This is a genomic window from Variovorax sp. PMC12 (genome assembly GCF_003019815.1).
GTDB lineage: Bacteria > Pseudomonadota > Gammaproteobacteria > Burkholderiales > Burkholderiaceae_C > Variovorax.
The window spans coordinates 3,907,622-3,930,000 of record NZ_CP027773.1; the positions used below are offsets into that span (position 1 = coordinate 3,907,622).

Sequence of the window (22,379 nt, forward strand, 5' to 3'; positions counted from 1 at the left end):
ATCTGTCGGATGTGTTTCAAGAGTGGCTGGGCAGGATGTCGAGCAGCGCGGCCGGCAGCTCGGCCTTCAGCGCCCACTGGCGCATGGCTTCGATGTCGGGGGCGAGGTAGCGGTCGCGTTCGAGGAAGGCGACCTTCTGGCGGATGGCAGCGAATTCGGCTTCCACCAGCGGCGAGCTCTTGAGCTTGCGCTTGAGCTCGATGCCTTGCGCGGCGGCCATGGCTTCGACGCCGACGACCACGGCCGTGTTGTCGACCATGTCGGCCAGGCGGCGGCCCGCGAAGGTGGCCATCGACACGTGGTCTTCCTGGTTGGCCGAGGTGGGCAGGCTGTCGACGCTGGCGGGGTGCGCGAGCGACTTGTTCTCCGAGGCCAGCGCCGCGGCCGTGACCTGCGCGATCATGAAACCCGAGTTGAGGCCGCCGTCGCGCACCAGGAACGGCGGCAGGCCCGACAAGCCGCTGTCGAGCAGCAGCGCAAGCCGGCGCTCGGCGATCGCGCCGACTTCGCTGACGGCCAGCGCAATGATGTCGGCCGCGAAGGCGACGGGCTCGGCGTGGAAGTTGCCGCCCGAGATGACCTCGCCCGTGTCGGTGAAGACCAGCGGGTTGTCCGATGCGGCGTTGGCTTCGATCACCAGCACGCGCGCGGCATGCGCGAGGTTGTCGAGGCACGCGCCCATGACCTGCGGAATGCAGCGCACGGAGTACGGGTCTTGCACGCGGCCGCAGTCGGCGTGCGACGGCACGATCTCGCTGCCCTCGAGCAGCGTGCGCACCGCAGCAGCTACAGCGATCTGGCCCGGCTGGCCGCGCGCGGCGTGGATGCGTGCATCGAAGGGCTTGATCGAACCCTGGATGGCCTCGAGCGACAGCGCGCCCGACATCAGCGCCGAGGCGAACACGTCTTCCGCGCCGAACAGGCCGGCCAGCGCCAGCGCGGTCGACACCTGCGTGCCGTTGAGCAGCGCCAGGCCTTCCTTGGGGCCGAGCACGAACGGTTCGAGGCCGATGCTGCGCATGGCTTCCGCGCCGCCGACCAGCTTGCCGTCGGCCAGCGTCGCCTGGCCTTCGCCGATCAGCACGCAGGCCATGTGCGCGAGCGGCGCGAGGTCGCCGGACGCACCGACCGAGCCCTTGCACGGAATGCTCGGCGTGACGCCCGCGTTGAACAGGGCCAGCAGCGCATCGACCAGCGCGGGCCGCACGCCCGAATGGCCGCGCGCCAGGCTCACCGCCTTGGTCGCAAGGATCATGCGCACGACGGGCGCAGCCAGCGGCTCGCCCGTGCCCACGCTGTGCGACAGCACCAGGTTGCGCTGCAGCTCGGCCAGGTGGTCGTTGCCGATGCGCGTGCTCGCGAGCTTGCCGAAGCCGGTGTTGATGCCGTAGACGACCTGGTCGTTCTCGACGATGTGGCGCACGGCGGCCTCTGCACGCAGCATGCCGTCGCGCACCGACGGGTCGAGCGCAAGCCGCACGCCGCCGGCCTGGATGCGACGCAGCGTCGCAAGGTCGACCTTGCCGGGCGTGAGGGTCAAGGTGGCATCTGGATGGGCGGTGTGTTTGCTTGGCATGTAAACCTGTCTATACAAGTGGTTGCGAGAGAAAACGTAGGTCTTCGAGGACGAAAAAAAACTAGCCGAAGCTCGGGTTGCCGTCGGCCTTGAAGCGGCTGCCCAGGCTGTAGCGCGAGGCGGGATGCAGGCAGCGCACCCAGGTCACGGGGGTGTTGCGTATCCAGGTGCGGCGCGTCAGCAGCAGGCAGGGGTCGGTGGGCGCCATCGCGAGCCGCTGCGCCTGCTCCAGGTTGGGCAGCACGGCGTCGACGACGTGTTCGATCTGGTCGAAGGGCACGTTGCGCACCAGGTACTCGCTGGGCGGGATGGCGCTGAAGTCCTGCTCGAGGTAGTCGGGCACGACCTGCGGATTGACGTAGCGCTCTTCGAGCTGCACCGGCGTTTCGTTCTCCAGGTGCAGGCAGGCGCTGTGGAACACCGAGTCCCCCGCGCGCAGGTCGAGCCATGCGGCCACGTCCGGAGAGGCGGCGATGCGTTCGACCTCGATCATTTCGCAGCGGTAGTCGTGCCCGCGCTGGCGGATTTCGCTGGCGATGTTGGCGATCTGCAGCAGCGTGGACTGCGGCTTGTTCTCGGCCACGAAGCTGCCGACGCCGGCCACGCGCACGATGCGGCCCTGCTCCACCAGCTCGCGCAGCGCGCGGTTCACCGTCATGCGCGCCATGCCGAACTGCGCGACCAGCTCATGCTCCGAAGGCAGGCGGTGGCCGGGCGGCCAGGTGCCGTCCTGGATCTTGCGGGAGATGTGATCCTTGACTTGCGCGTAGAGCGCGAGGGTTGGGAGGTCGCGCTTCATCTTTGCGCTTTCGGCTGCTGTTCGGGGCGTGTGCACAGGGCGCGGCTCTGTTGCCGGCCGATCAACGACGGCTCTGAACGATCACGACGATGGGGTGCCTTGCGCAGCGAAATAAAGGAGGAGCCCGAAGGGCGGGGGACATTCGCGGAGCAAGGTACCCCGTCGGCGTGAGCGCACCCCGAACGGCGCACCTCATGCACAACACGAAGAACAGAAGCGCAAGCGATCATCAATGCTCCGCCGCAGCCATCGACTCGGCGCGGATCTCTTCCGTCAGCCGCGCCTTGATTTCCATGAACTCCGGCGACGTCTTGATCGTGTAGCTGCGCGGATGCGGAAAGTCGACCGCGATCTCCGTCTTGATGCGCCCCGGCCGCGCGCTGAACACCGCCACGCGGTTGGCCATGAAGATGGCTTCGTCGATGTCGTGCGTGACGAACAGCACCGTCTTCTGCGCCGACTCCCAGATGCCCAGCAGCAACTCCTGCATCAGCACGCGCGTCTGGTTGTCGAGCGCGCCGAAAGGCTCGTCGAGCAGCAGCATCTTGGGGTCGTTGGCCAGCGCGCGCGCAATCGCCGTGCGCTGCTGCATGCCGCCCGAAAGCTGCTTCGGAAAATGGTGCTCGAAGCCGCGCAGCCCGACCTTGGCGATGAAGAACTCGCTGCGCTCCTTCTGCTCGGCCTCGCTCATGCCGCGCTCGCGCAGGCCGAAGCGGATGTTCTGCGCCACCGTGAGCCACGGGAACAGCGTGTAGCTCTGGAACACCACGCCGCGATCGGCGCCAGGGCCTTCGATGCGCTGGCCGTCGAGCAGCACCTGGCCGGTGGTCGGGAAGTCGAGCCCCGCCACAATGCGCAGCAGCGTCGACTTGCCGCAGCCCGAGGGGCCGAGGATGGTGACGAAGTCGTTCTCCTTCACCTCGAAGTCGATAGGCTGCAGCGCCTGCGTGCGCTGGCCCTTGCTGCCGGTGAAGACGCGCGAGACGCCCTGGATGAAAAGTTGGTTCTTCACAGTGCGGCCCATGCGAACAGACGGCGGTTCAATGCCTTGAAGGCGAAGTCGGACAACAGGCCGATGACGCCGATCACGATGATCCCGAAGATGATCTGGCCGGTGTTCAGCAGCGCCTGGCTGTCGGTGATCATGTGGCCGATGCCCGACGAGGAGCCGATCAGCTCCGCCACGATCACGTAGGTCCACGCCCAGCCCAGCACCAGGCGCAGCGTTTCCGCGATGCCCGGCGCGGCGCCCGGAATGAGCACGCGCGCCACGATGCCTCGGCTGTTGGCGCCCAGCGTGTAGGCCGCTTCGACGAGGTCGCGCCGCGCGCCACCCACGGTGACCGCCACCATCAGCACGATCTGGAAGAACGAGCCGATGAAGATCACCAGCAGCTTCTGCATTTCGCCCAGGCCCGCCCACAGGATGAGCAGCGGAATGAAGGCCGAGGCCGGCAGGTAGCGGCAGAACGAGACGAAGGGCTCGAAGAAGGCTTCCACCGTTTTCCATGTGCCCATGGCAATGCCCAGCGGCACCGCGAACACGGCCGCCAGCAGGAAGCCGCCGAACACGCGCCACACGGTCATGCCGATGTCGCCGATGAAGCCGTACTCGGTGAAGAGCAGCCAGCCTTCCTTGACCATGGTCGGCGGGCTCGCCAGGAAGGTCGGCGGCACGAAGCCGCCGAGCGTGGCCACGGCCCACACCAGCACGAAGACGACGAAGAACGCGAGCCCCAGCAGCACGCGCGCACGCGTGCCGATGGGTTCGAGCGGCGCGAGCGCGCGGCGGCGCGCGGGCACCGGCACGGCGGCGGACGGCGCCTGCGCCATCTGCGGCATGGCCTTACTTGACGAAGCTTGCATCGAAGGTCACGGAAAGATCTTCAGGCGCCTTGCGGATCACGCCGGCTTCCAGAAGGATGGGCGTGGCCTCCTTCATGAAGCTGGTGAGCTCGCCCGCAAAGAACTTCTGGTTGGCCGCCTTGTCCTGCCAGCGCAGGAAGGCCGACGACTTGGCGAATTGCTCGCCGCTCTGCTTCACGGCGGAGCCCATGAGTTCGTTCGACTTCTCGGGCTCTGCCTTGATCATGTCCAGCGCGTCGAAGTACGACTTGGTGAGCGCGGCGGCGGCCTTGGCATTGGCCTTGAGCCAGGTGGGCGCGCAGCCGACGGTGTCCATCACCATCGGGTAGTCGAGCGTGGTGGCCAGGATCTTGCCGGCGGCGGGGTTGGCGCGCACGGTCGAGAGGTACGGCTCGTAGGTCATGGCGGCGTCGTTCTGGCCGGCCACGAAGGCCTGGGCCGAAGCCTGCGGCGACAGCGTGGTGGTCTTCACGTCCTTCAGCGTCATGCCGTTCTTGCTGAGCATCCAGGCCAGGCCGAAGTAGGGCGCGGTGCCGGGCGCGTCCACGCCGATGGTCTTGCCCTTGAGGTCGGAGAACTTGCTGACGTCGCCGCGCACCGCGAGGCCGTCGGCGCCGTAGGACTTGTCCATCTGGAAGATCTGCACGATGGGCACGCCGTTGGCGTTCCAGGCCACGTGCGTCTCCACCGTGGTGGCCGCGCACTGGATGGCGCCGGAGGCCAGCGCCAGGTGGCGGTCCTTCTGCGGGATCATCTTGAGTTCGACGTCGAGCCCGTTCTTCTTGAAGATGCCGGCCTTGTCGGCCAGCGAGAGCGGCGCGAAGCCGGTCCAGCCCGACATGCCGAGCGCAATCTTCGTTTCCTGGGCGGCGGCCGTTCCGGCCATGCCCGCTGCACATGCACCTGCTGCCAGCAGCGAAGCGACTTTCACAACTACCGTCTTCTTGACCATGGGTACTCCTGGGTCTGTTCTTTGGAAAAAGGCTCGGCGGCGGGCCGGATGACCGGGCTGCGCGCGCCTCGCATTGTTGCCAAGCGCCCCAACTTGTATATACAGGATAACCCGGAAGGTCATTTTTGGTGCATTTCCTTGGGAAATGCACCGATTTGCTGTCTAGACAAGAAAGAGCGCGGGACGGGGGCGACCATTGCAAACCTCGTGCCACGGCCACTCGGGTGCCACTGGGGGACAATCGACGGCCCGCGCCCCTCAGCCACTTTCCGCCCCTCACTCCCCCGCCTGTGTCCTCTCTCGCTCCCCGCCCCATCGACGCCTCCGGCAGCAGCGCTCCCGCCGACATCCTCCACGAGGTCTTCGGCTATTCGCAGTTCCGGGGGGCCCAGCAGGACATCGTCGACCACGTGGTGGGCGGCGGCGACGCGCTGGTGCTGATGCCCACCGGCGGCGGCAAGTCGCTGTGCTACCAGATTCCCGCCATCGCCAGGCAGCGCGCGGGGCAAGGCGTGGCGATCGTGGTGTCGCCGCTGATCGCGCTGATGCACGACCAGGTGGGCGCGCTGCACGAGGCCGGCGTGAGCGCGGCCTTTCTCAATTCCACGCTCGACTGGGAAGAAACGCAGGACGTGGAGCGCCGCATGCTGCGCGGCGAGATCACGCTGCTGTACGCGGCACCCGAGCGGGTGAACACGCCGCGCTTCCTGTCGCAGCTCGATTCGCTCAAGGAGCGCGGCAAGCTGTCGCTCTTCGCCATCGACGAGGCGCATTGCGTGAGCCAGTGGGGCCACGACTTCCGCCCCGAGTACCGCGCGCTCACCGTGCTGCACGAGCGCTATGCGGGCGTGCCGCGCATCGCGCTCACGGCCACGGCCGACGCGCTCACGCGGGCCGACATCGTCGAGCGGCTGCAGCTGGAAGAGGCGCGCCAGTTCGTCTCCAGCTTCGACCGGCCGAACATCCGCTACACCATCGTCGAGAAGAAAGACGCCACCACGCAGCTGCTGCGCTTCATCGAGCGCGAGCACGAAGGCGACGCCGGCGTGGTCTATTGCCAGTCGCGCAAGCGGGTGGAAGACGTGGCGGTGACGCTGCGCGACGCAGGCATCAACGCCCTGCCCTATCACGCGGGCCTGGACGCGGCGGTGCGCCAGAAGCACCAGGACCGCTTCCTGCGCGAGGAAGGCATCGTGATGGTCGCGACCATCGCCTTCGGCATGGGCATCGACAAGCCCGACGTGCGCTTCGTCGGGCACCTCGACATGCCGAAGAACATCGAGGGCTACTACCAGGAAACCGGCCGCGCCGGCCGCGACGGCGGCCCGGCCGACGCCTGGATGGCCTACGGCCTGCAGGACGTGGTGAACCAGCGCCGCATGATCGACGAGAGCCCCGCCGGCGAAGAGTTCAAGCAGGTGATGCGCGGCAAGCTCGACGCGCTGCTCTCGCTGGCCGAGGCCAGCGACTGCCGCCGCGTGCGCCTGCTGGGCTACTTCGGCGAGAAGAGCACGCCCTGCGGCAACTGCGACAACTGCCTGAACCCGCCGCAGGTGTGGGACGGCACCGATGCCGCGCGCAAGCTGCTGAGCACCATCTACCGCGTGCAGCAGCTGAGCGGCATCAGCTTCGGCGCGGGGCACATCATGGACATCCTGCGCGGCAAGGCCACCGAGAAGGTCAAGCAGTTCGGGCACGAGCGGGTCAGCACCTTCGGCATCGGCGCGGAGTTCAGCGAGGTGCAGTTGCGCGGCGTGCTGCGCCAGCTGATCGCCACCGGCGCGCTGGCGGTGGACGCGGAAGCGTTCAACACGCTGAAGCTCACCGAAGGCTCGCGCGCCGTTCTCAAGGGCGAGGCGCAGGTGACGCTGCGCGAATCGGTGTCGTCGCCGGCGGAGCGCAAGTCCCGGCGCGAGAAGACCGTCAAGGGCGCGCCCTCGCCGGCCGCCGCCAAGCTCGACGACACCGGCAAGAAGCGCTTCGAGGCGCTCAAGGCCTGGCGTGCCGAGGTGGCGAAGGAACACAACCTGCCGGCCTACGTGATCTTCCACGACGCCACGCTGGCGGCCATTGCCGAGCGCGCGCCGGCGACGCTCGAAGACCTGCAGGGCATCAGCGGGATCGGCACCAAGAAGCTCGAGGCCTACGGGTCCGAAGTGCTGCGGGTCTGCGAAGCCTTCTGACGAAAAAAGAGAGCGCGGCCTTGGACACCCGGCAGATGCGCTGCGTCGTCGCGATTGCCGAGGCCGGCAGTCTCACCAAGGCCGCCGAGCGGCTGGGCCTGGCACAGCCGGCACTCACGCAGACGCTGAACCGGCTGGAGCAGGAACTCGGCACGCGGCTGTTCACGCGCTCGCGCCGCGGCGCCGCGCTGACCGATGCGGGCCTGGCCGTCATCGACGACATGCGCGCCAGCCTGGCCTACGGCGACACGGCCGCCGAGCGCGCCCGCGCAATGGGCGCCGGGCGCGCGGGCCGGCTCACGATCGGCTTCGTGACGCACGCCGTCTACGAGGTGCTGCCGAACGCGCTGCGCCGGCTGCGCGCCGGGCATCCGCAGCTCGACGTGGTGCTGCGCGAGATGAGCAATGCCGAGCAGGTGGCGGCGCTGGAGGGCGGGCGCATCGACATCGCGCTGCTGCATCCGCCGGTGTCGGTGTCGGCCCGGGTGCACGAGCTGCGACTGGGCGAGGAGTCGCTGATCGCCGCGCTGCCGGCCGCATGGCCGCTGGAGGCGGACGGCTGCGTGTCGCTCGCCGACATCGCGCGGCACGGGCTGGTGTGGTTCCCGGAGCAGCAGATCCCCGCCCTGCGCGCGCAGCTGCTGGGCGCGCTGCGCCGCGCCGGCCACGAGACGCGGGTGGTGCAGGACGCCAACCGCACGCTGACGGTGCTGTCATGCGTGGCGGCGGGCCTGGGCTGGTCGCTGCTGCCGCGCTCGGTGCGCGCGCTGCGGCACGAGGGCGTGCGCTATGCCGAGGTGCGCGATGGCGCGGGCTTGCCGCCCTTCGAACTGTCGGCGCTGTGGCTGGCGCGCTCGCGCCCGACCTTTGCCGATGCGTTCGCGGCGATGCTGCGCGGCTGACGTCAATCCATCTGGATCCTGTTGTCCTTCGCGAGCTTGGTCCACTTGGCGATCTCGGCGCGGCGGAAGCCGTCGAGTTCGGCGGGGCTGGAGCCGATCACCTCGGCACCCAGCGCTTCGAGCCGGCCGCGCACCTCGGGGTCCTTGAGCGTGGCCGCGAACTCCTTCGAGAGCCGTTCGGCCACAGGCGCGGGCGTGCCGGCCGGCACGAACACCGCGTTCCATTCGTAGACCTCGTAGCCGGGCAGGCCGGCCTCCGCCACGGTGGGCAGCTGCGGCAGGGCCGGCGCGCGCGCCTTGCCGGTCACGGCCAGCGGGCGCAGCTTGCCGTCCTTGATGAAGGGCAGGCTCGAAGCCAGGCTGGCGAAGAACACCGGCACATGCCCCGACATCACGTCGGTGAGCGCGGGACCGCCGCCCTTGTAGGCCACGTGCGTCATCTGCACGCCGGCCATCGAGGTGAACAGCTCGCCCGCCAGGTGCTGCGCCGAGCCGTTGCCCGACGAGGCGTAGTTGATGGCGCCCGGCTTCGCCCTGGCCTGCGCGATCAGGTCGGCCACGCTCTTGATCGGCGCCGACGGATTCACCACCAGCACGTTGGGCACCCTCACCAGCAGCGACACCGGCGCCAGTTCGCGCAGGGTGTCGAAGGGCATCTTGCGCAGCGCCGGGTTCTGCGCGTGGTTGGAGGCGTCGAGCAGCACGGTGTAGCCGTCGGGCGCGCTCTTGGCGACGAGGTCGCCGCCGATGGCGCCACCGGCGCCGCCGCGGTTGTCGATCACCACCGGCTGGCCCAGCTTCACCGACAGCTTGGGCGCGACGATGCGCGCCACCGCGTCGACCGTGCCGCCCGGCGGATAGCTGACGACCAGCCGCACCGGCTTGGAAGGCCATGTCTCGGCATGGGCGCAGAAACCGCTCAGCAGCAGGGCCGCGCCCGCGAGGGCGAGGGGAATGGCGCGCAGCAGTCGCGCGCGCGGAATTTCGTTGGTCATTTGTCGATGTCTCCTGTCTTGAACTTGAACAACCTGGCGGGCGTCTCGACCAGGATGCGGCGCCGCGCGGCGGCGTCGGGCACCCAGTCGGCCAGCGCCGCATGGGCGGCGGCATAGTCGGCAATCTCGCGGTGCTGGGTGTGCGGCCAGTCGCTGCCCCACACCAGGCGATCGGGGCCGAAGGCCTTCAGCAGCGCCTGGGCGGCGTCGCGCGCGGCGGCGGCTTCGGAGGCCACGGGCCAGTTGCGGTAGGCGGCCGAGAGCTTCACCCAGACGCGCCCGCAGGCCGCGGCATCGAGCAGCCAGGCAAAGCCTTCGTCGGAAGATGCAGGCGCCGATGCGGGCCGGCCGAAGTGGTCCACCACCAGCGCGCAGCCGGCGTCGAGCACGGCTTGCGCGGCCAGCGGAAGGTCGCGCGATTCGCGGTGCAGCTCCACATGCCAGTCCAATGCGCGCACGCGGGCGAAGAGCCGCCGCCAGCCGGGCTGCGAGAAATCGGGCAGCGGCATGCCCACGAGGTTGAGGCGGATGCCGCAGACACCGGCGGCGGCCATCGCCTGCAGCGTGGCGCCGTCAACGCCCGGGTCGACCACGGCAACGCCGCGCAGGCGTTCCGGGCACGCATGCAGCGCGTCGATCAGGAAGCGGTTGTCAGTGCCGAGAAAGCTGGGCTGCACCAGCACGCCGTGCGAGACGCCGTGCGCATCGAGAAGCCCGAGATATTCATCCAGCGTGGCGTCGTAGTCGGGCGCATGCCGGCGCGTCGCCGCCAGGGGCAGGCCGCGCACGAACACGTGGGCATGGCTGTCGACGGCGGTGATGGCGGCGGAGGGCACGGCGTTGTCTCTGGCGGAATCGTTGTGCGTCCGCGAGGTTGCGGACGTGGGCGAGTATCCGAAGGACGGCGCCTGCCTGGAACGTATCTCCCGGTTGTGTTTGGATAAGCGTGGCTTATGGAACCGTTCAGTTCGCAGCCGGCAGCGTGATGGGCACCGGCCGCGTCAGCAGGTCGACATAGAGCTCGAAGAAGCGCGCGTTGTCGAACTTCTTCACCACGGTCATCTTCTGCAGCGTGGGGCCGGAGGGCTGCGAGGAATAGCCGATGGAGCGCCCGTTGTCGGGCGCGCCGGGCCTGGCGATCACGTCGACGTAGCGGTCGACCGTCTGGGTGGCGTAGCTCGGGTCGATCAGGTAGGCCAGCGTGAGGGTGTCCCAGATGTTCTGGGTGTAGTTCGGGTTGGTCTCGAAGCCGTTCTTGCCGTCGAAGCCATAGCCGTTGAGCTTCTGGAACACGTCGGTCACGGCCGTGGGCTTGGCCGGGTGCGCGATGCGGTCGTAGATGGGCTTGGTGAGGAACACGGTGTCGGTCACGTCCAGCGGCACCACCACCTGCGGGATCGGCAGGCGCACCACGAACTGCGCGGCGTCGGGGTCGAACCACCAGTTGAATTCCGCCGCCTTGGTGGTGTTGCCCGGCACGTCGATGGCGCCGCCCATGTAGATGATCTGCTTGATGAGCGGCACGATCTCGGGGTTCTGCTTGACCGCGAGCGCGATGTTGGTGAGCGGGCCGATGGCCAGGATGGTGATCTCGCCGGGGTTGGCCTTCACCGTGTCGACGATGAAATCGACCGCGCCCTTGCGCTGCGCCACGGTGTGGGTGGCAAAGCCGTCGGGCGAGGGCTTGAGGTCGGCGTCGGTCCTGGGCTCCGGTCCGCCCCAGGCGCCCAGGTAGCCGTCGCCGCCGGCACCCGCGGCCAGCTCGGCCTGCACGTCGGCATAGGTGTGGTTGAGCGCGTAGTTGGCTCCCACGTAGACGCCGATGCGGTCGCCCACGCCGAGCCGCTCGACCGACTTCAGCGCATCGGCCACGCCCTGCCTGAGCCACTGGTTGCCCGAAACCACGCTGATGCCCATGACCTGCACCTTGCCCTGCGCCTGCAGCTGCGCGGCCATGACGCCGAGCTGCCCGTCGTCGCTCATGGTGTTGTAGTCGCTGTCGATGATGATCTTCTGCGCGGTGGGCGCGGGCGTGCCACCGAAGCCCGGGCCGAGGCCGATGCCTCCGCCTCCCCCGCCGCCACCACCACCGCAACCAGCCAGCACCGCGATGACGACGATGAACATCGTCCCGATCCATTTGCGCATCTGCTTCTCCTAAGCGTTTGGTTTTCAGTCGAGAAAATCTGAAATACAAACGTTTCGCAAAGGTTTGCGCAAACGTTTGCCAAACTTTAGGGCGCAAGCCGGCAGCCTGGCAAGCGCTCCGGCTCAGGGTTTTCCGCGGGGCGGGGTGGAGGGTCAGCCCGGGCTGGGCGCGAAGTCGAGCAGGCGGTTGCGGCGCAGCGGCGACTGGTCGATAAGGAAAGGCGTCTCGGCTTCGGCCGGCTCGGCCTTCTCCAGGCCGCGCGCCATGGCCTTGGCCATCGGCACCGGGCAGGAGCCTCCGCTGCGCAGCGCGAGGGCCGCGGCCAGCCGGGCTTCGTTCGGGTCGCCGAGCTGGTGGTCGTAGTCGTCGGCCACGGCGCAGTTGGGCGCGAAGCCGTCGCCGTAGTCGCCGAAGCCCTGCTGGTTCACGCCCTTCACCTGGATCGCGAAGTAGGTGGTGCCGCAGTTGTCCTGCGGGTAGAAGCCGTAGGGCTTGCCGCAGGTGGTGCCGCCGACGAGGTTGACCGTCACGCCCACGCCGCGCAGGCTGTTGATGACCGACTCGCTGGCCGAGCAGGTGTCGGGGCTGGTCAGCACGGTCACACGCGGCAGGCCGAGCGACGGCAGCGCCGCGCCGGTGCGGCTGGTGCTGTAGAACGGCATCAGGCTCTGCGCCACCGAGAGGCGGAACGGGTTCTTGTCGTTGAAGGTCAGCAGCTCGAAGGTCTTGCCCGCCGTGGCCGACGGCGCGGCGATCATGTAGGCCAGCCGGCTGGCAATGGCCAGCTGGCCGCCGCCGTTGTAGCGCATGTCGAGCACGAGGTCCTGGATGCCGCCGGGGCTGGCCTTGAAGGTGTTCACCGCATCGATGAGCTTCTGCTCGGAAGTCGTGATGTGGTCGTTGAACAGCAGGTAGCCCACCTTGGTGCCGCCACCCACGTCGAGGACCTTGACGTTCTGCACGGGCGTGCTCGTGACGTTGGCCGCCGCAAGGGGGAAGGACGTGGCCGGATCGTTGCCCAGCTTGAAGGTGAAGTTGTGCGACTCGCCCACGGTCTTCGGCGAGAGCGCGTTGTTGATCGTGGCGGCGTTGGCGGCTCCGGTCGCATTGACGAAATCGACGCCGTCCACGCTCAGCAGCCTGGCGCCGCGCTTGAGCCCGGCGAGGTCGGCAGGCGAGCCGGGCTCGACGAGGACCACGCGCAGTTCGCGCGGCGGGCTGGTGGCGATGGAAACGAACTCCGCGCCGTAGCTGACCGACACGCCGGCCTGCGAGAGCTGGCGGTATGCCTCGGTGTCGTACACGAAGTGGAAGCGGTCCTTGGGCCTGCCCGACGACGTGGTGAGCGGCGTCTTGAGCACGTTGAACCATGCGACGGGCGTGGCGTAGTCGGAAGCCTTGAGCGTGGCCGGCACCTCGCTGTACCAGAGGTAGGTCTCGTCGATCCAGGCGCGCACCCAGCTCTTCTCGTTGTCCAGGGAGCCGGCGCTGTCGGGATAGGCCCGGCCGGTCTCCGGATTGGTGCCGGTGCGCGGCGCGGCGCAGAGGCCGGCGACCGATGACGATGGCACGATGCCCGTGCTGTTGCTGGCGGGCGGCGTGGTGACGGGGGGCGTGGCAGCGGGCACGAGACCGATCGGCAAGCCGCCGCCGCCACCACCTCCTCCGCCTCCCCCGCCGCAGGCCGCCACGAGGCAAGCCGCTGCAAGCGCCGCACATGCCGCCCACGCCCCTGACCGCGGCGAGCGCCGCACGTCGACCTTGCGAAATTCCATCTGCTGCTCCTCCTCCTCGTGTCCGCGCCGGCGGACGGGTGTTCCGCTTGGAGGGAGAAGGCTCGCCTTCCAAGCGCTCCTGCGGGTTTCGAACCCGGTTCTTCTATCTGCCGTCCGCGGCTACTGCAGGAAGCCCATGCCGCGTGACTCGCGCACTTCGGGCTTGATGCGGTGCTCGGCCTCGAGCTGGTCGAGGAATTCGTCCGCCGAGAACTCGGTCGCGAGAATATCGGTCTGCCGTTTCACGGCCGCGAAATCCCCTGGGCACAGCTGTGTCAATTGCGCGAGCCGCGCCTGCATGGCACCCGTGATGCGCCCGGCATCGCCCGCCAGCGCCTCGGTCACGAACATGCGTTCGCGCTGCGCGGAGGTAAGCGGCATGAACTTGATCTTGAAGGTGAAGCGCCGCAGCGCCGCCTGGTCGAGCCGCTCGAGCAGGTTGGTGGTGCAGACGAAAACGCCGTTGAAGCGCTCCATGCCCTGCAGCATCTCGTTGACCTCGGTGACCTCGTAGGTGCGCTGCGCGCCTCGGCGGTCCTGCAGGAAGCTGTCGGCCTCGTCGAGCAGCAGCACGGCCTTTTCGTTCTCGGCCTCGCGGAACATGGCGGCCATGTTCTGCTCGGTCTCGCCGACGTACTTGCTCATGAGGTCGCTGGCCTGCTTGATGATGAGCGGGCGGGCCAGGGCCTTGGCGATGTGCTCGGCCAGCGCGGTCTTGCCGGTGCCGGGCGCGCCGTAGAAGCACAGCGTGCCGTGGCCGCGCGCCTTCAGCGCCTGGACGATGCGCGGTATCTCGAAGCGCGTTTCGACATTGAGCATGTCGAGGTCGTAGGTGGTGACGCTGCGGCGCTCGCCGCGGCCGGTGTCGAGCGTGCCCAGTGCGAGGTCGGCATTGCGCAGCTGGCGTTCGATGAGCGCCTCGACGGAGGCGTCGTCGGTCTTCGCGAGCCCTGCGAAGCGCACGGCGGTGCGGATCTGCGCGGGCGTGAGGCCCTTGCGCTCCGCCAGCTTGGCCGTGAAGGCCTCGGACACGACCACGCCTTCGAGCGTCTTCTTCACGAGCTGCTCGCGCGCGCCGGGCGGCGGCGACTTGAGTTCGAGGTGGTAGGCAAAGCGGCGGCGGAAGGCCGGATCGATCTGCTCGATGCGGTTGGTGACCCACAGCGTGGGCACGGGGTTGGCCTCGAGGATCTGGTTGACCCAGGCCTTGCCGCTGACGCTGCCGCTGGTGGGCGCGGGAATCTGCTCGGCGCGCGCCATGAACTGCGCAGCCTCCGTGCTGATGGGCGGGAAGACGTCCTCGACCTCGTCGAACAGCAAGGCGGCCTGCGCGCTGCCCTTGAGGAACACCTGCGCGATCTGCAGCGAGCGGTAGCGGTCGCGCCCGCTGAGCGAGTTGCCGTCGCGGTCCGCGTATTCGACTTCGAAGAGCTCCAGCCCCGCCGCTTGCGCGACGACCTTGGCCAGCTCGGTCTTGCCGGTGCCAGGCGGCCCGTAGAGCAGCACGTTGACGCCGGGCTCCTTGCGCGCGACGGCCGCGCGCAACAGGGTGACGAGCATCTGCGCGTCTTCCTGCACGAACGAGAAGTCGTGCGGCGTGAGCGCGCTCTTGGCCGAGGGCCGCGTGAACACGGCCATCAGCTCGTTGTGGTCGCGGTATTCGCGCATGAGCACCGGTGGCAGCTTCTCGCTGACCTTCATGAGGTCGGCGAGATCGGTGATGTTGTGCTCTGAGATGAGGTTCTCGACGAGGCCGATGCGTTCGAGCCGCGAACCCGCGCGCAGCGCCTCGCCGACTTCGCTCGCATTCACGCCCGCGATGTCGGCGATGGCGGCATAGGCCTCGGGTGCGTTGTTGACCTTGAACTCGACCAGCAGCGAACGCAGGTCGCGCTGGTAGCGCGCGAGCGTGCCGTACAGCAGCAGCGCGCGCTCTGCCTTGTTGAGCTGGAGCAGGCCCGCGAGCGCGTCGATGTTCTTCTCGACCAATGTCGACTGCTTGCGCAGTGCATGCGTGAGCCAGTCGCGCGTGACGGCCAGCACCGAGAGCAGGTCCTTGGGCTGGTCCTTGGCGTATTCGTCAAGGTAGAAGAACAACGTGCCCTCTTCGTACGGGCCGCGCCACACGCCGTGGCGTTCCAGCAGCGTGCGGCCGTCGAAGTCTTCGACGCCCTTCCATGCCTCGTTGCCGGCGCAGCGGCGCCCGAGGAATTCGCGCAGCCGCTGCAGCACTGCCGCGGGCCACACCAGGTGCCGGCCAGTGAGCGACAGCAGGCCGTTGATGTCGCGCCGCACGTTGAAGCGCGGCCCCTGCTTGGCAGCGAGCGTCAGCACGAAGTGCGAGCACATGAGCTCGAGCACCGGCGCCTCCTTGAGGCCGGGCGACGGCAATGCCTGCCCGCGCACCGCAGCAGCCACCACATCGACACCCGCACGCTTCGCCATCAGGCAACCTCCAACGAGGAAAATCTCGGAGAGACCATAACGCAGACTTTTGGCTTCGGGAAGACCAGCAAACGGTAAAAACCCTCATGGTGCGATTCCAGCCACAATGCGCGCCATGGTCGGAATCGAAGAAATCCAGCGCGCCGCGGCGCGCCTGCAAGGCCAGGTGCTCGATACGCCCTGCGTCGAATCGCGCACGCTGTCGGAGATCGTCGGCGCCCAGGTGTTCCTGAAGTTCGAGAACCTGCAGTTCACATCGTCGTTCAAGGAACGTGGTGCGTGCAACAAGCTGGTCGATCTTTCCGAGAACGGTACACGGGGAGTGATCGCCATGTCTGCCGGCAACCATGCGCAGGGTGTGGCCTATCACGCGCAGCGGCTCGGCCTGCGCGCGCTTATCGTGATGCCGCGCTTCACTCCCGGCGTGAAGATCGAGCGCACGCGCGGCTTCGGGGCGGAGGTGGTTCTTCACGGCGACACCCTCGATGCGGCCCGAGCCCATGCCCTGGAGCTTGCGGCGCGCGAAGGACTGACCTTCGTCCATCCCTACGACGACGAGGCGATCATCGCGGGCCAAGGCACCGTGGCGCTCGAGATGCTCGACGCGGTGCCCGATCTCGACACCCTGGTGGTGGCCGTCGGCGGCGGCGGGCTGATCGCCGGCATGGCGGTGGCGGCACGCGAGCGCAAGCCCGGCATCGAGATCGTCGGCGTGCAGACCACGCGTTTTCCGGCCATGGTCAACGCGGTCAAGGGTACGCATCATGCGCAGGGCAAGAGCACGATCGCCGAGGGCATCGCGGTCGGCACGCCGGGTGTGCTGACCCGGGAAATCATCGCAAGCAAGGTCGACGACCTGCTGCTGGTGGACGAGGGCGACATCGAGCAGGGCGTCCTGATGCTGCTGGAGATCGAAAAGACGCTGGTCGAGGGGGCCGGCGCGGCGGGGCTGGCGGCGCTGATCCGGCATCCGGAGCGCTTCAAGGGCAAGCGCGTGGGGCTGGTGCTGTCCGGCGGCAACATCGATCCGCTGCTGCTCGCAGCCATCATCGAACGAGGCATGGTCCGGGCCGGGCGGCTGGCGCGCGTGCGCGTGAGCGCGCGCGACGTGCCCGGCTCGCTGGCCCAGATCACGGCCACTGTGGCAGAAGCGGGCGCTAACGTCGACGAGGTTCATCACCAGCGCGCATTCACGATGCTGGCGGCCCAGAACGTCGACATCGAGCTGGTGCTGCAGACCCGTGGACGCGCGCACTTGGCAAGCGTGCTCACAGCGCTGAGGGATGCGGGCTTCGAGGCGGAGGAGCAGCATTGACCCTCGCCCGGCAAGAACAGCGGTGGGGGCTCGGAAGCCCCTAGAGCCGTTCAGGGCGACCCGCCGGTAAAATGCCCCTCAGTCTGTCAATTCGAGTCTTCGAGGTACTTCCCGATGTCCAACCCAACTCCCGTCGAGCCCAGCCACAGCGCTGCCGTCGAAAAGGACGCCGTCGAATCGGTCGTTCACCTGATGCCGCTGGTGCTTCCGCTGGCCGGCGGCGTGCTGATGCTGCTGCTGGCGTCTATCGCGGTGTACATGGCCTGACGCTGACAGTCATCGCCGCTTTTGTCCGCGGGCGGTGCGGCCCGCGTTGACGCAGTCTCCCGAAGCGAAACGTTTTCTCAAACGGACCTCCGTGCCTGAGCAGGTACGGCGCCCCGTTCGGAAAGACGATTTTTCAACTTAGGAGATTTTCCGATGAACGCACCCACGATGAAGGGCCTCACCATTCAGGCGCCCTCATACGTCAAGAACGCCAAGCTGATCGCCTGGGTGGCCGATATGGCCGCGCTTTGCAAACCCGAAGCCATCCATTGGTGCGACGGCAGCAAGGAAGAGTACGACCGCCTCTGCCAGCAGCTGGTCGATGCAGGCACGTTCAAGAAGCTCAATCCGGTCAAGCGCCCCAACTCGTTCCTCGCGATCTCGGATCCGAGCGACGTGGCGCGCGTCGAAGATCGGACCTACATCTGCTCCGCGCAGAAAGAGAATGCCGGCCCGACCAACAACTGGATGGCGCCCGCCGAGATGCGCGCGACTCTTCAACCGCTGTTCGACGGCTGCATGAAGGGCCGCACGATGTATGTCGTGCCGTTCAGCATGGGGCCGCTGGGCTCGCCCATTGCGCACATCGGCATCGAGCTGTCCGACTCGCCCTATGTGGCGGTCAACATGCGCATCATGACCCGCATGGGCAAGGCCGTTTACGACGTGCTGGGCACCGACGGTGAATTCGTGCCTTGCGTGCACACCGTCGGCGCACCGCTTGAAGCTGGCCAGAAGGATGTCTCCTGGCCCTGCAACAAGACCAAGTACATCGTCCACTACCCCGAGACGCGCGAGATCTGGAGCTACGGCTCCGGCTACGGCGGCAACGCACTTCTGGGCAAGAAGTGCTTCGCGCTGCGCATCGCCTCGAACATGGGCCGCGACGAGGGCTGGCTGGCCGAACACATGCTGATCCTTGGCGTGACCAATCCCGAGGGCAAGAAATACCACGTGGCGGCCGCGTTCCCGAGCGCGTGCGGCAAGACGAATTTCTCGATGCTCGTGCCCCCGGCCGGCTTCGAAGGCTGGAAGGTCACGACCATCGGCGACGACATCGCCTGGATCAAGCCGCAAGCCGATGGCTCGCTGCGTGCCATCAATCCGGAAGCTGGCTATTTCGGCGTTGCCCCCGGCACCAACATGCTGACGAACCCGAATTGCATGCGCAGCCTGGACGACGGCGTGATCTTCACCAACGTCGCGCTGACGGACGACGGCGACGTGTGGTGGGAAGGCATGGAGCAGGACGCACCGGGCAAGGCGCTGCCGGCGCACCTGATCGACTGGCAGGGCAAGGACTGGACGCCGCAGATCGCCAGGGAAACCGGCGCCAAGGCCGCTCATCCGAACGCTCGCTTCACCGTGGCGGCCACCAACAATCCCGCGCTCGACGAGGCCTGGGACGATCCGAAGGGCGTGACCATCGACGCCTTCATCTTCGGCGGCCGCCGCTCGACCACCGTGCCTCTGGTCACCGAGGCCCGCAACTGGGTCGAGGGCGTGTACATGGCAGCGACCATGGGCTCGGAAACGACCGCCGCCGCCGCCGGCCAGCAAGGCGTCGTGCGCCGCGACCCCTTCGCGATGCTGCCGTTCATGGGCTACAACATGAGCGACTACTTCCAGCACTGGCTCGACCTGGGCAAGAAGCTGGAAGCCTCTGGCGCAAAGTTGCCCAAGATCTACACGACCAACTGGTTCCGCAAGGGTGCGGACGGCAAGTTCGTGTGGCCCGGTTATGGCGAGAACATGCGCGTCCTGAAGTGGATGATCGATCGCGTCGAAGGCAACAAGCAGGACGGTGTCGAGCACATCACCGGCGTGAGCCCGCGCTATGAAGATCTGAACTGGACGGGACTGGACTTCAGTGCTGAGCAGTTTGCGACGGTGACCAGCATCGACAAGGCAGCTTGGGACGCCGAGTTGAAGTTGCATTCCGAGCTGTTCAAGCAGCTGGAACATCATCTGCCGAAGGAATTGCCGCAGACGAAGGCTGCGATCGAGCAGCGCCTGGCGGCCTGATTAGCATCAGCGCTTAAATAAGAAAGCCCGATGGATGCGAGTCCATCGGGCTTTTTTGTTTCTGCTTATTTTGCGGTTGCCGCTCGCATAAAGCAAAAAACCCCAGTCATGACTGACTGGGGTTTTCTGGGCTGTAAGAGCCTGACGATGACCTACTTTCACACGGGAACCCGCACTATCATCGGCGCTGAGTCGTTTCACTGTCCTGTTCGGGATGGGAAGGAGTGGTACCAACTCGCTATGGTCATCAGGCATAAAGGGTTGTCTGGTTGATCGGGAGATCAACCGGACGAATTCATAGAGTTTGGAATCAGCTTTTGGCGAATTGTTTTGAATGCGTCAACTTGGCATAACACCTTGATCTGTATTTTGATCAAAGTTATAGGGTCAAGCCGCACGAGCAATTAGTATCAGTTAGCTTAACGCATTACTGCGCTTCCACACCTGACCTATCAACGTCCTGGTCTTGAACGACTCTTCAGGGGGCTCAAGGCCCCGGCAGATCTCATCTTGAAACGAGTTTCCCGCTTAGATGCTTTCAGCGGTTATCTCTTCCACACTTAGCTACTCGGCAATGCCACTGGCGTGACAACCGATACACCAGAGGTGTGTCCACTCCGGTCCTCTCGTACTAGGAGCAGGCTTCCTCAAATCTGCAGCGCCCACGGAAGATAGGGACCAAACTGTCTCACGACGTTTTAAACCCAGCTCACGTACCTCTTTAAATGGCGAACAGCCATACCCTTGGGACCGGCTACAGCCCCAGGATGAGATGAGCCGACATCGAGGTGCCAAACACCGCCGTCGATATGAACTCTTGGGCGGTATCAGCCTGTTATCCCCAGAGTACCTTTTATCCGTTGAGCGATGGCCCTTCCATACAGAACCACCGGATCACTATGTCCTGCTTTCGCATCTGCTCGACTTGTCAGTCTCGCAGTTAAGCACGCTTATGCCATTGCACTATCGTCACGATGTCCGACCGTAACTAGCGTACCTTCGAACTCCTCCGTTACGCTTTGGGAGGAGACCGCCCCAGTCAAACTGCCTACCATGCACTGTCCCCGATCCAGATAATGGACCTAGGTTAGAACCTCAAACACACCAGGGTGGTATTTCAACGTTGGCTCCACAAGATCTAGCGACCCTGCTTCAAAGCCTCCCACCTATCCTACACAGATCTGTTCAAAGTCCAATACAAAGCTACAGTAAAGGTTCATGGGGTCTTTCCGTCTTTCCGCGGGGAGATTGCATCATCACAAACATTTCAACTTCGCTGAGTCTCAGGAGGAGACAGTGTGGCCATCGTTACGCCATTCGTGCAGGTCGGAACTTACCCGACAAGGAATTTCGCTACCTTAGGACCGTTATAGTTACGGCCGCCGTTTACTGGGACTTCAATCAAGAGCTTGCACCCCATCATTTAATCTTCCAGCACCGGGCAGGCGTCACACCCTATACGTCCACTTTCGTGTTTGCAGAGTGCTGTGTTTTTAATAAACAGTCGCAGCCACCGATTTTTTGCAACCCATTCATGCTCCGTTGTTCACTTCACACTAATAGGGCACACCTTCTTCCGAAGTTACGGTGTCAATTTGCCGAGTTCCTTCTCCTGAGTTCTCTCAAGCGCCTTAGAATACTCATCTCGCGCACCAGTGTCGGTTTGCGGTACGGTCGTATATAGCTGAAGCTTAGTGGCTTTTCCTGGAACCTCGTTCAGTCACTTCACCAGCAAGCTGGCTCGATCGTTGGCCTCGGTATATGTGCACCGGATTTGCCTAATGCACGCCTACATCCAACTAAACCGGGATATCCAACACCCGGATGACCTATTAAGATCCGTCCCCACATCGCACTATATATCGGTACAGGAATATTGACCTGTTTCCCATCAGCTACGCATCTCTGCCTCGCCTTAGGGGCCGACTCACTCTACGCCGATGAACGTTGCGTAGAAAACCTTGCGCTTACGGCGAGGGGGCTTTTCACCCCCTTTAACGCTACTCATGTCAGCATTCGCACTTCTGATACCTCCAGCACGCTTTACAACGCACCTTCACAGGCTTACAGAACGCTCTCCTACCACTTGCAATAAATTGCAAATCCGCAGCTTCGGTAACTGGCTTAGCCCCGTTACATCTTCCGCGCAGGACGACTCGATCAGTGAGCTATTACGCTTTCTTTAAATGATGGCTGCTTCTAAGCCAACATCCTGACTGTTTTAGCCTTCCCACTTCGTTTCCCACTTAGCCAATTTTAGGGACCTTAGCTGGCGGTCTGGGTTGTTTCCCTCTTGAGTCCGGACGTTAGCACCCGGTGCTCTGTCTCCCAAGCTGTACTCATCGGTATTCGGAGTTTGCCTTGGTTTGGTAAGTCGCCATGACCCCCTAGCCAAAACAGTGCTCTACCCCCGATGGTAATACTTGAGGCACTACCTAAATAGTTTTCGGAGAGAACCAGCTATTTCCAAGTTTGTTTAGCCTTTCACCCCTATCCACAGCTCATCCGCTAGTTTTGCAACACTAGTCGGTTCGGACCTCCAGTACCTGTTACGGCACCTTCATCCTGGCCATGGATAGATCACTTGGTTTCGGGTCTACACCCAGCGACTGATCGCCCTATTCGGACTCGATTTCTCTACGGCTTCCCTATTCGGTTAACCTTGCCACTGAATGTAAGTCGCTGACCCATTATACAAAAGGTACGCAGTCACCCTTGCGGGCTCCTACTTTTTGTAAGCACGCGGTTTCAGGATCTATTTCACTCCCCTCCCGGGGTTCTTTTCGCCTTTCCCTCACGGTACTAGTTCACTATCGGTCAATGATGAGTATTTAGCCTTGGAGGATGGTCCCCCCATATTCAGACAGGATTTCTCGTGTCCCGCCCTACTTGTCGTTAGCTCAGTACCACACAGGTCATTTCACGTACGGGGCTATCACCCGCTATGGCCAGCCTTTCCAAGCTGTTCCGTTATGTCTTGTGCTATCACTAACAGGCTTCTCCGATTTCGCTCGCCACTACTTTCGGAATCTCGGTTGATGTCTTTTCCTCGAGCTACTGAGATGTTTCAGTTCACCCGGTTCGCCTCGCATGACTATGTATTCATCATGCGATACCTTTCGGTGGGTTT

General features: G+C 65.4%; 15 protein-coding genes and 2 rRNA genes (1 of these 17 cut by a window edge). 5 read left to right on the top strand and 12 right to left on the bottom strand.

Translation table 11 applies throughout. The annotated features are described in order from the left end of the window. Positions 1-16: 16 nt before the first annotated feature. The 5 genes from hutH to C4F17_RS18065 form a co-directional block, all read right to left on the bottom strand. The gene (gene hutH / locus C4F17_RS18045) at positions 17-1,576 is read right to left on the bottom strand and encodes a histidine ammonia-lyase (protein ID WP_106936163.1); all 1,560 of its coding nucleotides are present in this window, start codon (positions 1,574-1,576) and stop codon (positions 17-19) included. A gap of 61 nt (positions 1,577-1,637) precedes the next feature. Next, positions 1,638-2,375 carry a histidine utilization repressor gene (gene hutC, locus C4F17_RS18050; protein WP_106936164.1) on the bottom strand — a complete coding sequence of 246 codons (738 nt, stop codon included), beginning with the start codon at positions 2,373-2,375 and terminating at the stop codon, positions 1,638-1,640. A 229-nt stretch (positions 2,376-2,604) separates the two neighbouring features. Then, the gene (locus tag C4F17_RS18055) at positions 2,605-3,399 is read right to left on the bottom strand and encodes an ABC transporter ATP-binding protein (protein WP_106936165.1); all 795 of its coding nucleotides are present in this window, start codon (positions 3,397-3,399) and stop codon (positions 2,605-2,607) included. After that, positions 3,384-4,241 (bottom strand): ABC transporter permease, encoded by an 858-nt coding sequence (locus tag C4F17_RS18060; RefSeq protein WP_172839971.1) that lies wholly within the window; start codon positions 4,239-4,241, stop codon positions 3,384-3,386. Before C4F17_RS18060 ends, C4F17_RS18055 begins: the two co-directional genes overlap by 16 nt. After that, positions 4,222-5,193 carry an ABC transporter substrate-binding protein gene (locus tag C4F17_RS18065; RefSeq protein WP_081271417.1) on the bottom strand — a complete coding sequence of 324 codons (972 nt, stop codon included), beginning with the start codon at positions 5,191-5,193 and terminating at the stop codon, positions 4,222-4,224. Before C4F17_RS18065 ends, C4F17_RS18060 begins: the two co-directional genes overlap by 20 nt. 290 nt (positions 5,194-5,483) lie before the next feature. Between C4F17_RS18065 and recQ the strand changes: the two genes are divergently transcribed. Continuing rightward, on the top strand, positions 5,484-7,376 hold the full coding sequence (recQ, locus tag C4F17_RS18070) for a DNA helicase RecQ (RefSeq protein WP_081271418.1): 1,893 nt from the start codon (positions 5,484-5,486) through the stop codon (positions 7,374-7,376). A 20-nt stretch (positions 7,377-7,396) separates the two neighbouring features. Beyond that, complete coding sequence (locus tag C4F17_RS18075; RefSeq protein WP_081271419.1) at positions 7,397-8,278, top strand: LysR family transcriptional regulator; 882 nt, start codon at positions 7,397-7,399, stop codon at positions 8,276-8,278. A gap of 2 nt (positions 8,279-8,280) precedes the next feature. Here C4F17_RS18075 and C4F17_RS18080 read toward each other — a convergent pair whose 3' ends face one another. From C4F17_RS18080 to C4F17_RS18100, 5 genes are all read right to left on the bottom strand, one after another. Beyond that, on the bottom strand, positions 8,281-9,273 hold the full coding sequence (locus C4F17_RS18080) for a tripartite tricarboxylate transporter substrate binding protein (protein WP_106936166.1): 993 nt from the start codon (positions 9,271-9,273) through the stop codon (positions 8,281-8,283). Then, positions 9,270-10,109: an amidohydrolase family protein gene (locus tag C4F17_RS18085; RefSeq protein ID WP_106936167.1), complete on the bottom strand. Its 840-nt coding sequence runs from the start codon at positions 10,107-10,109 to the stop codon at positions 9,270-9,272. The genes C4F17_RS18080 and C4F17_RS18085 overlap by 4 nt, the downstream gene beginning before the upstream one ends. A 127-nt stretch (positions 10,110-10,236) precedes the next feature. After that, the gene (locus tag C4F17_RS18090; protein WP_106936168.1) at positions 10,237-11,421 is read right to left on the bottom strand and encodes a nucleoside hydrolase; all 1,185 of its coding nucleotides are present in this window, start codon (positions 11,419-11,421) and stop codon (positions 10,237-10,239) included. Between the two features lie 153 nt (positions 11,422-11,574). Continuing rightward, complete coding sequence (locus tag C4F17_RS18095) at positions 11,575-13,197, bottom strand: S41 family peptidase (RefSeq protein WP_106936169.1); 1,623 nt, start codon at positions 13,195-13,197, stop codon at positions 11,575-11,577. Between the two features lie 120 nt (positions 13,198-13,317). Next, positions 13,318-15,642 (bottom strand): ATP-binding protein, encoded by a 2,325-nt coding sequence (locus C4F17_RS18100; protein ID WP_081271423.1) that lies wholly within the window; start codon positions 15,640-15,642, stop codon positions 13,318-13,320. 115 nt (positions 15,643-15,757) lie between these two features. Here C4F17_RS18100 and C4F17_RS18105 point away from each other — a divergent pair, with 115 nt between their 5' ends. The 3 genes from C4F17_RS18105 to C4F17_RS18110 all read left to right on the top strand — a co-directional run bounded on the left by C4F17_RS18105 (position 15,758) and on the right by C4F17_RS18110 (position 19,249). Further along, positions 15,758-16,957, top strand: a complete 1,200-nt coding sequence (locus tag C4F17_RS18105; protein WP_199851866.1) for a threonine ammonia-lyase — start codon at positions 15,758-15,760, stop codon at positions 16,955-16,957. Positions 16,958-17,071: 114 nt separating this feature from the next. Continuing rightward, positions 17,072-17,224 (top strand): hypothetical protein, encoded by a 153-nt coding sequence (locus C4F17_RS33145; protein ID WP_172839973.1) that lies wholly within the window; start codon positions 17,072-17,074, stop codon positions 17,222-17,224. Positions 17,225-17,377: 153 nt separating this feature from the next. After that, entirely contained in the window at positions 17,378-19,249 is a 1,872-nt protein-coding gene (locus C4F17_RS18110; protein WP_106936171.1) for a phosphoenolpyruvate carboxykinase (GTP), read from the top strand. A 139-nt stretch (positions 19,250-19,388) separates the two neighbouring features. Here C4F17_RS18110 and rrf read toward each other — a convergent pair. Then, positions 19,389-19,501 (bottom strand): 5S ribosomal RNA (rrf, locus tag C4F17_RS18115). Between the two features lie 131 nt (positions 19,502-19,632). After that, positions 19,633-22,379 (bottom strand): 23S ribosomal RNA (locus tag C4F17_RS18120); it runs 124 nt beyond the window's last position.

Coding starts and splice junctions, on each gene's coding strand:
- C4F17_RS18060 (WP_172839971.1), bottom strand. CDS start 4,241: ATGCAAGCTTCGTCAAGTAAGGCCATGCCGCAGATGGCGCAGGCGCCG.
- C4F17_RS18090 (WP_106936168.1), bottom strand. CDS start 11,421: ATGCGCAAATGGATCGGGACGATGTTCATCGTCGTCATCGCGGTGCTG.
- hutC (WP_106936164.1), bottom strand. CDS start 2,375: ATGAAGCGCGACCTCCCAACCCTCGCGCTCTACGCGCAAGTCAAGGAT.
- C4F17_RS18095 (WP_106936169.1), bottom strand. CDS start 13,197: ATGGAATTTCGCAAGGTCGACGTGCGGCGCTCGCCGCGGTCAGGGGCG.
- C4F17_RS18110 (WP_106936171.1), top strand. CDS start 17,378: ATGAACGCACCCACGATGAAGGGCCTCACCATTCAGGCGCCCTCATAC.
- C4F17_RS33145 (WP_172839973.1), top strand. CDS start 17,072: ATGTCCAACCCAACTCCCGTCGAGCCCAGCCACAGCGCTGCCGTCGAA.
- hutH (WP_106936163.1), bottom strand. CDS start 1,576: ATGCCAAGCAAACACACCGCCCATCCAGATGCCACCTTGACCCTCACG.
- C4F17_RS18065 (WP_081271417.1), bottom strand. CDS start 5,193: ATGGTCAAGAAGACGGTAGTTGTGAAAGTCGCTTCGCTGCTGGCAGCA.
- C4F17_RS18100 (WP_081271423.1), bottom strand. CDS start 15,642: ATGGCGAAGCGTGCGGGTGTCGATGTGGTGGCTGCTGCGGTGCGCGGG.
- C4F17_RS18105 (WP_199851866.1), top strand. CDS start 15,758: ATGGTCGGAATCGAAGAAATCCAGCGCGCCGCGGCGCGCCTGCAAGGC.
- C4F17_RS18080 (WP_106936166.1), bottom strand. CDS start 9,273: ATGACCAACGAAATTCCGCGCGCGCGACTGCTGCGCGCCATTCCCCTC.
- C4F17_RS18055 (WP_106936165.1), bottom strand. CDS start 3,399: ATGGGCCGCACTGTGAAGAACCAACTTTTCATCCAGGGCGTCTCGCGC.